The following is a 15,270-nucleotide window of genomic DNA, read 5'->3' on the forward strand; positions in this document are numbered from 1 at the left end:
GTCTATTTTATGTAGGATTCTTTGCAATACGCTTAAACGGTCTCAATATGGGGAGAAGAGTGTTGCTATCAAGGCCTGTAGTTTGGCTTATATATTACGTCGGTGATTCGGTCATAAAAATATCTTAGCGTGAGACACTGGCTCAGAATTTCTTATCATGAGCTAACGAATAGTTTGATCCAGAGAAATAAAAGGAGCTGAATCATCAGCTCCTTTGTCTAGTTGGATAATTACTTACAGTTCAATCTTTTTAACCATGCCCGATTCTGCATGGCCCGGAATGTTGCACGCGAACTCAACCTTGTTGTCACCGTGGAAGTGCCACAGTAATTGCTTCGCTTTACCTGGTTCTACCGTAACTGCGTTGCCTGAGTCATGCATGTGATCGCCGCTCATTGTCTTCATCATTTCGCGATGTTCTAACTGCTCTTTGGCAGAACCAATCGTGAACTCGTGGTTGATCTTACCTGTGTTCATGACTACAAACTGCACCACATCGTTTGGCTCAATCTTGACGTCTTTCTTGAACTTGATGGTCATGTCATCACCCAAGATTACGTGTACCACCTTGTCTGGCTTTGCCCCTTTCGCTGGCATACCTACTGCCGACATGCCCGGCATATCCATCATATTTGAATGGTCCATTTTACTGTGGTCCATCTTCATGCTGCCGTGGTCCATATTTTCATGCTTCATGTTGCTATGATCCATGTTTGCGTGGTCCATGTTTGAATGATCCATTTGGGCAAACGCAGTCGTTGTTGTTAGAGCTAGAGCAAGCGTGATTAGTGTCTTTTTCATTTTCATATCCTTGTTTTAATTCATTAATAACTTGGTTGCTTCCCCTCAAAACGACATGTTTGAGGGAAAGGTAGGGATTAAGCGTTGTTGTTTACATCACTAGCTTGTGTGCCAGCTTGGTGATTAGTTGCATTGCTTTGGCGCAACTCGCGTTGTTTCCACAGCTTGAAGATGGCTGGAAGTACCAACAGTGTCAGCAGCAGTGCCGATGCCATACCGCCAATCATTGGCGCGGCGATACGTTGCATTACTTCTGATCCTGTACCTTCGCCGTACATGATCGGAATCAGACCAATAATGACCGTCAGTACCGTCATCATTACTGGGCGAACACGCAGGCCTGCACCTTCACGAATGGCATCAGTTAGGTCTTTCGCTTCAAGCTTCTGTTGGCTCTCTTCCGCATCCAGCTTTTTGTAGTGCCATGCTTGGTTGAGGTAGACGAGCATGATGACCCCAATTTCAACCGCGACGCCTGCTAGGGCAATAAAGCCGACCCCAACGGCAATCGAGAAGTTGTAGTTGAGGATATGCATGAGCCATAAACCACCGACCATAGCGAGCGGTAGGGTAAGCATGATGATCATCACTTCGCCAACGCGACGGAAGCTGAAGTAAAGCAGCAGCATAATGATGGCGATGGTGATTGGTACCACGACACTCAAGCGATCTTTCGCACGCTCCATGTATTCGTATTGACCAGACCAAGCCAGCGAGTAGCCCGCAGGAAGCTCTAGTTGATCTGCCACGACCTGTTGCGCTTCCACGACGTAAGAACCAAGGTCACGACCATCGATGTCGACAAACACCCAGCCGTTTGGACGTGCGTTTTCCGTCTTGATCATTGGAGGACCGTCTTCGTAACGAATGTCTGCTACGTCAGCCAGTGCAATACGAGCGCCATTTGGTGTCACTAACGGTAAGTTTTGCAGTTTGACCACTGAGTCACGGTAGTCTTGTGGGTAACGAACATTGATTGGGTAACGCTCCAAGCCTTCGATGGTTTCACCCACATTCATGCCGCCCACCGCGGTCGAGATCACCTGCTGCACATCTTTGATGCTTAAGCCGTAACGCGCTGCCGCACGACGTTTAATGTCGATCGTGACATAGCGACCTCCTGCTACACGTTCAGCATAAACCGATGCTGTGCCTTGTACACCATTAAGAATTGGCTCCAACTGAGAACCGATCTTCTCGATCACTTTCAGATCGGGTCCGGCGATCTTGATACCGATAGGGGTTTTGATGCCCGTTGCCAGCATGTCGATACGCGTTTTGATCGGCATAACCCAAGCGTTAGTAAGACCAGGGAACTGAACCAGACTATCGAACTCTTTGCGTAGCGACTCGGTTGTTACGCCTTCACGCCATTGATCGCGTGGCTTCAACTGAATCACGGTTTCGATCATGGTGAGTGGCGCTGGATCGGTTGCAGTCTCAGCACGACCAATCTTGCCCCATACGGTTTTCACTTCTGGAACGGTTTTGATCAGCTTGTTGGTTTGTTGTAGAAGCTCGCGCGCTTTACCAATCGAGATACCTGGGTAGGTCGTTGGCATGTACATCAAGTCGCCTTCATCCAGCGGTGGGATGAACTCGCTACCCAGTTTACTGGTTGGGTAGTAAGCCGACGCCATTAGACCTAATGCAATAACAATCATGGTCTTAGGGTATTTTAAGCTGGTGTTCAACAGCGGGCGGTACAACGCGACCAAGCCGCGGTTAACCGGGTTTTTGTGTTCCGGTAATACCTTACCGCGAATGAAGTAGCCCATAAGAACAGGGACGAGTGTGATTGCCAAACCTGCTGCCGCTGCCATGGCGTAAGTCTTAGTGAACGCAAGCGGCGAGAACATCTTGCCTTCCTGACCTTCTAAGGCGAACACCGGTACGAAGCTAAGTGTAATGATCAGCAACGAGAAGAACAGCGGTGCGCCGACCTCCTCTGCGGCTTTGCCAATTACTTGCCAGCGGTTCTTGTCGGTCAGTGGCGTTCGTTCAATGTGCTTATGAACGTTTTCAATCATCACGATTGCGCCATCCACCATGGCACCAATGGCTATCGCAATACCACCCAAGGACATGATGTTGGCGTTGATGCCTTGCCAATGCATCACGATAAACGCACTAAGAATTCCGACAGGTAGACTCAGAGCGATAACCAATGAAGAACGAATGTGGAATAGGAACAACGCACACACAATCGCAACGACGATGAACTCTTCTGCAAGCTTCTTCCATAGGTTTTCTACCGCTGAATCGATAAGGGTAGAGCGGTCGTAGGTTGCCACAATTTCTACGCCTTCTGGTAGGCTGCGTTGTAGGTCTGCAAGTTTGTCTTTGACTTTCGCAATCACTTTACTGGCGTTTTCACCAAAGCGCATCACGATAACCCCACCCACAGCTTCACCTTCGCCATTCAACTCAGAGATACCACGGCGCATTTGTGGACCAAGGTTAATGTCTGCGATGTCTCCTAATAGTAACGGCGTGCCTTTCTCGGTGACTTTTAGAGGCAGTGATTTGATATCTTCAATGCTGGTTAAGTAACCCGTGGTACGAACCATGTGTTCGGCTTCCGCAACTTCGATAACGGACGCGCCGGTTTCTTGGTTGCCGTTTTGGATTGCCATGTTCACTTGTTGCAAAGTGAGGTTGTAAGCACGCAGCTTGGCAGGATCAATCTGTACTTGGTATTGCTTCACCATACCGCCCACGGTAGCGACTTCAGAAACGCCATCAACGGTTTGCAACTCGTACTTCAAGAACCAGTCTTGCAGGCTGCGAAGATCAGCCAAATCATGCTTGCCAGTTTTGTCTTGTAATACGTAGCTGTAAACCCAGCCTACGCCTGTCGCATCAGGACCTAAGGTTGGTTTTGCGTTCGGTGGGAGCTTTGGTGCTACTTGGCTTAAGTACTCCAACACGCGAGAACGTGCCCAGTACATGTCGGTATCATCGTTGAAAATGATATAAACATAAGAGTCACCAAAGAAGGAGTAGCCACGAACCGTCTCAGCACCCGGCACGGCAAGCATGGCGGTTGTAAGTGGGTAAGTGACTTGATCCTCGACGACTTGAGGAGCCTGACCCGGATAGCTTGTCTTGATGATCACTTGCACATCAGAAAGATCCGGAATGGCATCAACTGGCGTATTCTTTACACTGTAAAGTCCGCCTAATACAAGAGCTAAGGTCGCGATCAACACTAAGAAACGGTTGCTCAATGACCAACGAATAATTGCACTGATCATAGTGATTCCTCAACCGCCTCTGTTGCTGGCGTTAGCTGTTTAAGAATGTAATCAGATCCTTGTTTTTCAACTAGAAACCGAACTTTTTCTCCTTCTTCAAAACCTGATAAATCCACCTCTTCACCGACAGAGAAGTTCATTTCGCCCGCATTCCAATTCCATTCTGCTACTGGTAGGTGGTTTAAGGTAATCATGCCAAAATCAGCCATCAGCATCGTGATGTCACCAGTTAGCCACACTTCTGCTGCAATGACGCTGTTGTCTGCCTTATAGTCAACGATTTGGTACTGACCAGATTCTGTTTTCTGCATTTCAAATTCGATAGCCTGACCTTTTTTCAAGTCACCCATCTCGACGCCATCAGCAAAAGTAAAGTTCATCACCATGCCTGGCCAATCCCATTCTGGTACCGGCTGGTGGTTAATGGTCAGCATGCGGTGATCTCTCATTACGTCTGTGATTTCGCCTTTTGCCCATGCTGTTTCTGTCGCTGCTTCTATGCCGTTGATGCGAGACAGATCTGCTGACTGGCTTGATTCAGAGTCAAGCATGAAGTGAGATGACGTTACGATCTTGTCGTCTTGTTTAAGTCCTTGTAATACTTCGATTTGTTCGCCAGCTTCACGACCGACTTCAATTCGAGCAGAACGGTATTTGCCATTACCTTCAGCCAGAACAACGCGAGTCATACCGCCGGAGCGAATAACGGATGACTTAGGAATGGTTAGTACCGCATAGTCAGTGACAGGCTGCAACGCGATATTGGCAAACATGTTAGGCTTTAGATCGCCATTTGGGTTAGGGAACTTGAGACGTACGCGTAACGTACGTGTTTTCGGGTCGAGGATTGGGTACACGTAATCTACGACACCTTGCCATTCAGTACCCGGAATGGCGTCAAGGGTCATCGTGGCTTGAGAGCCGGCTTTCATCCAATGTGCTTGACGCTCAAAGACTTCCGCATCAACCCAAACATTGTCCAAAGGACCAGCACTGATCACCGCTTGAGCCGGAGACAAATAGCCACCTTCTCGCACGTTTAAGCTCGCGATAACACCATCAGCAGGTGCTTTAATTTCAATGGTTTGGGATGCTTTACCACGACGAGTAATGGATTTGATTTGTGCACGGTCAACACCAAGCGTTACTAAGCGCTCAGTCGCCCCTTTCACTAGCCCTTTACGACCAGTACGGTAAGCATTCAGCAGTTCTTCCTGTGCCTTAACCAGTTCCGGAGAGTAGAGAGTGAAAAGCACATCGCCTTTCTTCACCTTCTCACCCACAGCATTGATGTAGAGTTTTTCTACCCAACCTGCAACACGAACGTTGGTTTGCCATAACAGACTTTCATCGAAGGCGATATAACCAACCGTTTCGATGCGTGGTGATAACTGTTGTCGTGCCACGTTTGCGGTTTTGACCCCGAGATTATTTTCTACTGAAGGATCGATAGTCACCGTGCCGGGCGCCTCTTGTTCACCGGATAGGTCTTCTGCGTAAACCGGAATCAAATCCATGCCCATTGGAGATTTACCCGGTTTATCACGTTTGTAGTTGGGATCCATTGGAGCAACCCAATAGAGTGGATCATTAGAATTTGCTGCGGAAGTTCCACCCATCGCACTCATGTCGTGAGCTGAGCCCGCAAGAAAATGATTAGCACCAAACCCTAAAGCACCACCAACAATCAGCGCGATGGTTGCAACTTGTAATGTTTTCATTCTTATACCTTATTTTCCCGTTTGCGCATGACGCTACAGCGTTGTTGACTGCTCTATATCGGTCACCTGTAGCCCCAACGTTTTTGGGAATCACAAATTAATATGTCGAGATAGAGCGAGCTTCTGGAGAAGCCACTTGATAATCGAAACCACCGAGTAGGGTGGCTAAATTGCTGTTTGCGATGTTGAGATCGGTTAGCAGACGTTGTTGCTCTAATTGCAGAGCCAATTCGTCTGTCGTGGCTGAAATCACATCGTTAAACTGCGCTGTGTTGTTTTGGTAGCCCCGCTCAACGGCTTGAATGCGCGCTTTCGCTTGGGGCAATAAGGTGGATTGGTAACGTTCTAAACGTTGGGTTAAGTTGCCGCGATCAACCAGCAAAGTGTTCACCTTGGCATTCATCTGCGTTAATAAGGTGTCTTTTTGTGATTGTGCTGCACCAACTTGGTATTGTGCGGCAGCGAGATTGCGATCTTGGCGATCACCCGTGAACAGTGGAATGTCCATGGTTAGATAAGCGCTGACCAAGTCTGATGCTGGCTCACCCTTCATGTTATTGGCTTGACGATAAGCGTACATAACCTCCACACCAAACTGCGGGTTATAAGCTTGTTCAGCAATCTCTACCTGAGTTTTATTGGCAGAAATACTCACATCGGCCATTTTAACCATTGGGTGCTGACTAAGTTGTTGGTAGTGCTTGGTGGAATCTTTGCTGGAAGCAAGTTTGCTATTCAGTGTATCCCAGTTGAGTTGATTGGTAGCGTACAGAGCCTGTTCCGTCGCTAACCAGTCCGAGCCTAGCCATTCCGAAAGCTGAGAAACAAGACGTCGCTGCATTTGCGCATTGGCTTGCAGTTTTTCATCCAGCTTGCTCACTTGTAATTGAGCGTTGAGTAGGTCTTGCGCCTCACTCTTACCAATCGAATAGTTGGTTTGAATAAAGCTTTCCATCTCCTTCATCAACTTGCGGTTCTCAAACAAGATTTGCTCAGCTTTTTGCTGATATCCAAGCTCTAACCATAGTTGAGTCATGCTGTTGGCAACCTCAAGTTCGCGAGCATGAACTTGAAGCCCAAGCCCATCGGCTTGTTGATTGGCTTTCTTCTGTTGCAGATCGAGCGTGGAGCCACGTTCGAATTGCTGCATTAAACCAACAGAGATGTTGGTCATTGGGTCGTCATCGAACTTAAAGCTGTCGACAGGTAAACCACCAAAACCCACTTTGAGTTTTGGATCCATCAAGGTAGAACTTGCAACACCCGTTTCACGCATCGCAGCGGATTGCGCTGAATATTGTTGGCGGTTGCCATCATTGCTCAGGGCAACATTGATCAGTTGCGCGAGTTTTTTTGATGATGTGCGCATCTCTGGCGCAGTAAGGTTTGCTGCTTTGGTTTCTTTGCTCGGCACTTTTGTATTCGGCATCGCCGCATTCACCAAAGTTGGAGCAGAAACCAAAGCCAAGGCACACATAGGTGCAGCAAGGCGGTATGGTCTAAAATCCATAATCTAAATCCAGTGTTTGCCGAAACGACGAAGAAGGGTTTGGCTTAAAGCAGAAACAGTAATCCAGATTTATCTGCGTCGTATTGGCACATTAAAACCACCTGCGATAGCTACGCAGGGTCGAATGCAATACAGATTTAAATTATTGGAGGTCGGTACAGGTCACGGCTGACGTGTACGACAGGGGAAGCAACTTCAGGAGTAATAGTTGCGCGATAGACAACGGGCATTGGGCTATTGATAGGATTCGGTAGGGGGACGAAAACTATCGTACACGCGGCAGTACAGCAGGTATGAACCATGCCGGAGCCTCCACCACAGTTCATGCTGGTTTCTCTTGCATCGCCATCTTCGGACATAGAAGCGTCAGTCATGGAGACGTCCATCATGCCAGGCATACCGCAGTGTTCGCTGTCACTCATCATAGAAGGATGGTGAGCCATGCCAATAGACATCATTTGAATATTCATCAACGGCTCACTGTTCGCCACACTAGATACCAATAGCACTAGCGTCGTGAAGAGAGTTAACCAGATTGTATGCAGCGATTTTAAGTGCATACCCTTTCCCATGTGTTTGATGAAAATGATGAAAACCCTTCGATTCTAAAGGTTAACCTAAGGGTAAGGTCAATCATTTATTACTCTTATTATCAAAATAGTCCAACCCTTCTGTTTTCGCACTTTCGAGGGAGTAAAACGTTTGTTAAACACCGAGTGTTGAAAGTTAGCGAAAGAAGCCCTCGCTTTTTATGACACGTGAAAAATGTGGTTTATAAGTTTTACATCACACTAACTTGTCTTACAAATGATTATCCTTATAGAATGTATGGCTTTACTTGTGCAGATTTGGATTTGCTTTGCTGCGGGGGTTGCATGATAGAAATTGTCATCGATGGAAAATATAGAATTGTAGAAGAGGGTCTAACCCTTTTAGAAGCAGCAAAAGTGTGTGGGGTCGAGATCCCATCGCTGTGCGGAATGAACAAAAGTAATGAAAAAGTACCGTGTGACTTGTGTGTGGTTGAAGTCGAAAGCGGCGGTACTAAGCGTGCGTGTGAACTTGAAGTTTACCGGGGCCTTAATGTGGTCACGCAATCAGAACAATTAAGCGAGCACCGCAGAAAAGCACTCAACCGCATCATGACGGACCATTACGCTGATTGTGAAGCGCCATGTAAAACCGCGTGTCCAGCGGGCGTTGATATCCAATCGTACCTTTATCACATCGCACAGAACGATCATCAAAAAGCGATTGAAGTGATTAAGCGTACGCTTCCTATGCCGCTATCGATTGGTCGTGTGTGCCCGGCATTTTGTGAGAGTGAATGTCGCCGCTCGTTAGTCGATGAACCAATCGCAATTCGTCAGCTAAAACGTCATGCCGCGGATGCGGATTTGTCTGCGCATGAAGCCTATGTACCAGAAAAGAAACCAAGTAAAGGGTTGAACATTGCCGTCGTCGGCAGTGGTCCTGGTGGTCTGACAGCTGGCTACTACCTATCGAACGAAGGCTATGACGTTACGGTCTTTGAATCCATGCCAAAAGCGGGCGGTTGGTTGCGTTACGGTATTCCTGAATACCGTTTGCCAAAAGACATTCTCGATAAAGAAATCGAACTGATGTGCCGTAATGGCATGCAAGTTCACACTAATCAAAAGCTGGGTGTGGATTTCACGCTTTCTCAATTGAGCGAAGAATACGATGCGGTGTGTTTAGCTGTCGGCGCGTCTCAAGCGGTTGAAATGCATTACACAGGCAGTGACCTTGAAGGTTGCTACTTAGGCGTTGATTACCTTAAAGATTACGTCACTGAGCAAAACTATGTAACGGGTCAGAAAGTCGCGGTGATCGGCGGTGGTAATACGGCAATTGACTGTGCTCGTACTGCGCGTCGTGCTGGTGCAGACACCACGTTGATTTATCGTCGTACACGTGACGAAATGCCGGCAGAAGACTACGAGATTGTCGAAGCGGAACACGAAGGGGTGAAATTCCACTTCTTGACCAACCCTGCAGAAAACCTTGCCGATGAAACTGGACGCGTTAGTGCGATTCGCCTAGAGCGCATGGCATTGGGTGAGCCGGATGCATCTGGTCGTCGCAGCCCTAAACCAACCGGCGAGTTCTTCACCGAAGAGTTCGACACCGTGATTGCAGCAGTATCGCAAAAGCCAGACCTGAGCTTCCTCGAAGGTGAAGATTTGTCGATTCCGCTTACACGCTGGAACACCTCTGATGCAGATGAAAAGACCATGCACACCGGCACGGGCAACATCTTCAGTATTGGTGATTTCCGCCGTGGTCCTGCAACGGCAGTTGAAGCCGTGGGAGATGGCCGCGTTGCGGCAAAAGCCATTGATCTGTTTTTGAATGGCGATATGGCAGATATGCCAAAGGCGGCGTTTAACTCGCGTAAAGAGAAGAAGCTCTCTCAAGTCGACCCGCTTCACTTCGAGAACATCCAGAAAGTCGCTCGCTCTATCATGCCTGAACTGACTCCAGCACAACGCGAGCAAAGCTTCGCTGAAGTGGAGTTGGGCTTTGATAACGAAGAAGCGATGAAGGAAGCTGCACGCTGCCTTGAATGTGGCTGTCAGGCAAATACCGATTGTGCGCTGCGTGATTACTCCACCGAATATGAAGCTGAGCAAAGCTTTGACTTCTCCTTACAGATTAAATCGCATCAAGATTGGTTAGATCTTCGTGCGAAAGACTTGCGTCATAAGTACGAAGTTGACCGTAGCTCTGAGTTTATTGAGTTTGATGCCAACCGCTGTATTAGCTGTGGTCAGTGTATCCAAGCGTGTCGTGACAAAGCCGTGCACGGCGTACTGAACTTTGTGTGCGACAAACAAGGTCGTCCTGCATTACGTCCTGACGACCGTCCACACTTTGGAAGTAACAAGAATGGCTTAACCCTAATGGGCGATTCGAACTGCGTGCAATGTGGCGCGTGCGTTCAAGTGTGTCCAACGGGCGCGATGGTCGATAGTCGTGACCGCTCACAAGGTCGTACTGAAGATCTGAAAGCGGTCGACACCATTTGTACGTACTGTGGTGTGGGTTGTAAGTTGACTATGTTCGTGGACGAAGCAACCAATACGATTCGTTACGTGAAGGGCGGTGACTCGCCAGTGAACCAAGGCATGCTGTGTGTGAAAGGGCGCTTTGGTTTTGATTTCATCGGCAGTGAAGAGCGTCTTACCACGCCTTTGATTCGTAAAGACGGTTGGTTGCAGCCTGCGAGTTGGGAAGAGGCGATTCAACTGATTGCAAGCAAGTTCTCTGGCATCAAGCAAGATTTTGGCAGCAACGCATTGGCGGGTTTCTCTTCAGCGAAAACCACCAACGAAGACAACTACGCGTTCCAAAAATTTGTCCGTCGTGAACTAGGCACTAACAACGTCGACCACTGTGCGCGTTTGTGTCACGCATCGAGTGTAACCGGTCTTGAGGCGTCACTGGGTAGTGGTGCAATGACCAACGACATTCCAAGCATTAAGCACTCGGATGTGATCTTTATTATCGGTTCGGATACTACATCAGCACACCCGATCATCGCTTCACACATCAAACAAGCAATTCGTCACCACGGCGCTCGCTTGATTGTGGCTGACCCGAAACGTGTCGATATGGCAGAGCATGCTGAGCTGTATATGGCGCATCGTCCGGGTACGGATGTGATGCTCCTAAATGGTGTCATGCAGCAGATCATTAAGAACGGCTGGTACGATCAAGAGTACATCGAAGAACGTGTCGACGGCTTTGATACCTTACTGCAAGAAGTAATGTCGCCAGCTTACAACCTCGATAAAGTGGAATTGGTTACGGGTGTTAAAGCCGAAGACATTCAAGCAATGGCGCGTATGATTGGCACGGCAGATCGTACCGCTGTGTACTACTCGATGGGTATCACTCAGCATACGACAGGTCATGACAACGTGCGTTCTATCGCTAACCTGCAATTACTGTGTGGCAACATCGGTATTGAAGGTGGTGGTATCAATCCGCTGCGTGGTCAATCAAACGTGCAAGGCGCGTGTGATATGGGGGCTTTGCCAAACAGTTTCCCAGGCTACCAAAAGGTATACAACCCAATTGTGCGTCAGAAGTTTGCGATTGAATGGAACGCACCAAATCTGCCTTCTGAGCAAGGTTTAACCCTGACAGAAATCATTGATGCGGCTTGCCATCGTGACGTTCGTGGTATGTACATCATGGGTGAGAACCCAGTGTTGAGTGACCCGAACCAAGCGCATGTGATTGAGGGCTTAGAAGCGCTCGATTTCTTGGTGGTTCAAGACATCTTCTTAACGGAAACCGCGCAATACGCGGATGTGGTTCTGCCTTCTTGCTCATTTGCAGAGAAAGCGGGTCACTTCACCAATACGGAGCGTCGTGTTCAGCGCGTGAATCCGGTTGTCACGGCGCCGGGTGAAGCGAAAGAAGATTGGTGGATTATCCAAGAAATCGCCAATGCAATGGGTAGTGATTGGGATTACCACTGCGTGTCTGATATCACTAATGAAATCGCACGAGTGACACCTCAATACGCGGGTCTTCGTTGGGATGCCATTACGCCAAACGGTGTGCAATGGCCGAGCAACAAGAACAACCCTGCCGGTACTCGCATCATGCACCAAACCCAGTTTACTCGTGGTAAAGGTCAAATGGTGGGCGTACCGTTCCGTTATGCGGCTGAGCTGCCAGATGAAGAGTACCCACTTGTGTTAACGACGGGTCGCGTACTTGAGCAGTTCCATACTGGAACCATGACGCGCAAAACCAAAGGGTTGGATAATCTTGCTGGCCCTCGTGCGATGGTGAGCGTGGAAGACGCAGAGGCACTTGGCATCAGTAATGGTCAGCGTCTGACGGTGTCTACACGTCGCGGCAGCATTGAGATTGATGCCTTTGTGACTAAGCGGATTCAAAAAGGTGTGGTGTTTATTCCTTTCCACTTTGTTGAATCGCCAGTCAACCGCCTAACGACAACGGCAACTGACCCGCATGCGAAGATCCCTGAGTTCAAGGTCGCTGCGGTTAAAGTCGAAGTGAGCGAAAAGACAACGCAGACAGAGTCTCTCGAAGATAGTTACCAACACGTTTAAACTCGGTGAGTCACGTTGTTGTCACTGACAATTTGAGCCTAGTTGATGGGCGGATAATCTAATCTTGATTTCCGCTCTCACTACATTCACTCGGATTGTCTTTTTCTTCAAACTCCTTTTACTTTTCTGTTATCACCGCGCTCCGGTTAGTTTTCCCTTCTTACTTCTTACTGTCTCTATGGCGTATTTTTGTTCAAGCCCATGATGAGAGTGCAATAAAGTTTGTTGTTGAGCTTGTCATAGAATTGACTGTCTCTGACTGTCCTCTGTTATTTGGGCAAGTTCTATAACCTAAACTTTGCTCGCTTCCTATACTGAATTAACGAAGCAAGATTTTTATAACAACAAGAGGAAGCTTGTATGACAAGAACAACCTCATTTGCACTCGTTTTATTACTTATGTGCGCATACTTTGGTTACAACCGTTATTATGTATACCCCCAGCAGTTGGAAACACAGGCGAAGTCCATGCTAATACAAATGGCAAATCGCGAAGAGTGGGTAGATGTGTTTGAGATGATGAATCGCGTAGACGCGCATAAGGGCCATTTGGAACTTGTTGCTGACGTGACATCCTCTGATGGTCAGCGTGCGTACAGTGAAGGTATTATCACGTACACGGATCGCGAAGGCGTTGTCTGTAAACAGGTAGTGTTCAACTTTAAAATAAACTCTTTGAAAAACTACAATATTTCCGATTTACGAGATTGTTCCTACGGTGAGTACTATTAATATTGTCTGAGAGTTGAGCTCGATAGCACAGTGTATGAATACAGAAACAAAAAATAGCCCTTCGTTGGGGCTATTTTTGTTTTTAAGGAATGAACGCAATATCGTGGGATTAGTCGAGTGATTTTTTGAAGCGAAATGAAGCGACAATAAGGCCGATAACGGTGAATCCAAGTAACCAAACTGTATCTCGCCATAGCTCCATTAAGTCTGCACCGCGCAGCACCACACCACGAATAATGCGCATAAAGTGAGTGGCTGGTAGGGCTTCTGATATCCATTGTGCCGCGACGGGCATTCCTTCATAAGGGAACATAAATCCTGACAGAAGAATCGACGGCAAAAGAATAAACACCGTCATTTGCATTGCTTGAAGCTGTGTCGTCGCAATGGTGGATATCACCAAACCTAAGGTTAAACTCGCGGCGATAAACAACAGCGTGCCAAACAGTATCTGACTAATGGCGCCGTTTATCGGCACACCAAATATCCAGTGCCCCAAGCCTAAAATGATAAACACTTGTATCAGACCAACAAAGATGTAGGGAATGATCTTCGCCACCATGAGTTCGATGGAGTGGATTGGCGTAGTAATCAATAACTCCAAATTGCCTCGTTCCCGTTCCCGAACAATGGCCGCACTGGTGAACAAGATCATCGTCATAGTCAGAATCACGCCCAATAGACCGGGGACAATGTTCACCGCCGAGCGCCGACTCGGGTTGTAATACAGCGCAACTTCAAAGGTTTTGGTTGGAGCAGGGCGTATCTCAAAATCAAAATCTGTTAACGGCATGGTTTGCAGTGAGAGAATCGCAGAACTGATCATGGTGTCTGAACCATCTACAATCCACTGCCCAAGCTCTCGCCCTTGCACCATACGTTGGGTTAAGTCGCTAGGTAGAATTAAAGCCGCTCGCACCAAACCGTCTTGAATGGCTTGCTCGGCTTCAGAAGCGGTAGCGAAGGTTTCGACCACATCGACCACTTGTGTGACTTTGACGGATTCGGTAATCACACGCCCGGCAGTACTGCCACTTTGATCGACGACGCCAACGGGAATGTTGCGAATATCCGTATTAATGGCAAAGCCGAACAGCAAAAGCTGAATCAACGGGATCATCACGACCATGCCAAAGGTAATTCGGTCACGTGAAAGCTGACGGATCTCTTTGATCATCACCGCTTTCATACGGGCAATAGATTTCATCATTGGCGACCTTCTCCCGTAACACTGACAAACACATCTTCCAAGCTCGGGCGAGCAATGTTCATCTCGCAGCCCTCAAGCTCAGGAAAGGTTTGGGTTAACCATTCGATCGGTTGTTCGATGTGCTGGTGGATCAAAATGCGTAAGCGAATGCCGAGCTGTGCGGCTGAGCGTACTTCTTCGCGCTGAATGACTTTCTCTTTTAGCTCGCGTAGGTTGTCCGCTTTGACTTCGACGATGTTAACGCCCATTTGCGCCATGAGTTCTTCTGGCTCACCATCGGCGCGGATTTCGCCCGCTTCCATAATCGCCAGACGATGACAGCGTTCGGCTTCGTCCATGTAGTGCGTAGAGACCAAAATCGTCGTGCCTTGGTCAGAGAGGTCAAACAATTGCTCCCAGAAATCGCGTCGGTTCTCTGGGTCAACCGCAGACGTGGGTTCATCGAGAAACAACAGTTCTGGTTTGTGCATAGTGGCTGCGGCGAGAGACAAGCGTTGTTTCTGGCCGCCACTCATTCCGCCGACGCGCTGTTTACGCAGCTGGTCGAGACCGTAGGTGGATAGTTGTTCTTCGATGCGAGCTTTCAGAGCCTTGGTTTCCATACCAAAGATTTGTCCAATAAACTCAAGATTCTCTTGAACTGTCAGGTCATCATAGAGGGAGAACTTTTGTGTCATGTAGCCAATCTTGAGGCGCAGAAGCTCAGATTGTTTTGGGATCTCTAGCCCAAGCACATCCACGTTGCCCTCACTTGGGCTAAGCAAGCCAGTCAGCACACGAATGGTTGTTGATTTACCGCAGCCGTTCGGGCCAAGAAAACCATAAATACTGCCTTTGGGTACATTGAGCGTGATGTTGTTGATGGCGGTGAAGTCACCAAACTTCTTCACTACATTTTCAGCTTGAATCGCGTATTCGGTCATTG

9 protein-coding genes are annotated in these 15,270 nt (G+C 48.1%); 2 read left to right on the plus strand and 7 right to left on the minus strand.

The annotated features are described in order from the left end of the window. Positions 1-234 precede the first annotated feature (234 nt). The 5 genes from copI to R7Q11_RS21020 form a co-directional block, all read right to left on the minus strand. Positions 235-801, minus strand: coding sequence for a copper-resistant cuproprotein CopI (gene copI, locus R7Q11_RS21000; RefSeq protein ID WP_017821519.1), 567 nt, complete (start codon positions 799-801; stop codon positions 235-237). Positions 802-878: 77 nt separating this feature from the next. Continuing rightward, positions 879-4,058, minus strand: coding sequence for an efflux RND transporter permease subunit (locus tag R7Q11_RS21005; RefSeq protein WP_225466695.1), 3,180 nt, complete (start codon positions 4,056-4,058; stop codon positions 879-881). Then, entirely contained in the window at positions 4,055-5,779 is a 1,725-nt protein-coding gene (locus R7Q11_RS21010; RefSeq protein WP_225466696.1) for an efflux RND transporter periplasmic adaptor subunit, read from the minus strand. The genes R7Q11_RS21005 and R7Q11_RS21010 overlap by 4 nt, the downstream gene beginning before the upstream one ends. A 97-nt stretch (positions 5,780-5,876) precedes the next feature. Next, positions 5,877-7,289 (minus strand): TolC family protein, encoded by a 1,413-nt coding sequence (locus tag R7Q11_RS21015; protein WP_029788421.1) that lies wholly within the window; start codon positions 7,287-7,289, stop codon positions 5,877-5,879. 137 nt (positions 7,290-7,426) lie between these two features. Then, a complete protein-coding gene (locus R7Q11_RS21020; RefSeq protein ID WP_225466697.1) occupies positions 7,427-7,849 on the minus strand; it encodes a hypothetical protein in 423 nt (140 codons plus the stop codon). A gap of 315 nt (positions 7,850-8,164) precedes the next feature. Here R7Q11_RS21020 and fdhF point away from each other — a divergent pair, with 315 nt between their 5' ends. Together fdhF and R7Q11_RS21030 are read left to right on the plus strand one after the other, a co-directional pair. Then, positions 8,165-12,403, plus strand: a complete 4,239-nt coding sequence (gene fdhF / locus R7Q11_RS21025) for a formate dehydrogenase subunit alpha (protein ID WP_225466698.1) — start codon at positions 8,165-8,167, stop codon at positions 12,401-12,403. 360 nt (positions 12,404-12,763) lie between these two features. Next, positions 12,764-13,135: a hypothetical protein gene (locus tag R7Q11_RS21030; protein WP_005375433.1), complete on the plus strand. Its 372-nt coding sequence runs from the start codon at positions 12,764-12,766 to the stop codon at positions 13,133-13,135. Positions 13,136-13,244: 109 nt separating this feature from the next. On the opposite strand, the gene R7Q11_RS21035 is transcribed toward R7Q11_RS21030, so the two are convergent. Continuing rightward, a complete protein-coding gene (locus tag R7Q11_RS21035) occupies positions 13,245-14,342 on the minus strand; it encodes an ABC transporter permease (RefSeq protein ID WP_017635233.1) in 1,098 nt (365 codons plus the stop codon). Next, on the minus strand, positions 14,342-15,268 hold the full coding sequence (locus R7Q11_RS21040) for an ABC transporter ATP-binding protein (RefSeq protein ID WP_225466699.1): 927 nt from the start codon (positions 15,266-15,268) through the stop codon (positions 14,342-14,344). Before R7Q11_RS21040 ends, R7Q11_RS21035 begins: the two co-directional genes overlap by 1 nt. Positions 15,269-15,270 lie beyond the last annotated feature (2 nt).

Source organism: Vibrio sp. 970 (assembly GCF_033339075.1).

What these genes read in the sequence shown, in the direction of transcription:
- copI (WP_017821519.1), bottom strand. Translation starts at nt 801, where the DNA reads ATGAAAAAGACACTAATCACGCTTGCTCTAGCTCTAACAACAACGACT.
- R7Q11_RS21005 (WP_225466695.1), bottom strand. Translation starts at nt 4,058, where the DNA reads ATGATCAGTGCAATTATTCGTTGGTCATTGAGCAACCGTTTCTTAGTG.
- R7Q11_RS21010 (WP_225466696.1), bottom strand. Translation starts at nt 5,779, where the DNA reads ATGAAAACATTACAAGTTGCAACCATCGCGCTGATTGTTGGTGGTGCT.
- R7Q11_RS21015 (WP_029788421.1), bottom strand. Translation starts at nt 7,289, where the DNA reads ATGGATTTTAGACCATACCGCCTTGCTGCACCTATGTGTGCCTTGGCT.
- R7Q11_RS21020 (WP_225466697.1), bottom strand. Translation starts at nt 7,849, where the DNA reads ATGCACTTAAAATCGCTGCATACAATCTGGTTAACTCTCTTCACGACG.
- fdhF (WP_225466698.1), top strand. Translation starts at nt 8,165, where the DNA reads ATGATAGAAATTGTCATCGATGGAAAATATAGAATTGTAGAAGAGGGT.
- R7Q11_RS21030 (WP_005375433.1), top strand. Translation starts at nt 12,764, where the DNA reads ATGACAAGAACAACCTCATTTGCACTCGTTTTATTACTTATGTGCGCA.
- R7Q11_RS21035 (WP_017635233.1), bottom strand. Translation starts at nt 14,342, where the DNA reads ATGAAATCTATTGCCCGTATGAAAGCGGTGATGATCAAAGAGATCCGT.
- R7Q11_RS21040 (WP_225466699.1), bottom strand. Translation starts at nt 15,268, where the DNA reads ATGACCGAATACGCGATTCAAGCTGAAAATGTAGTGAAGAAGTTTGGT.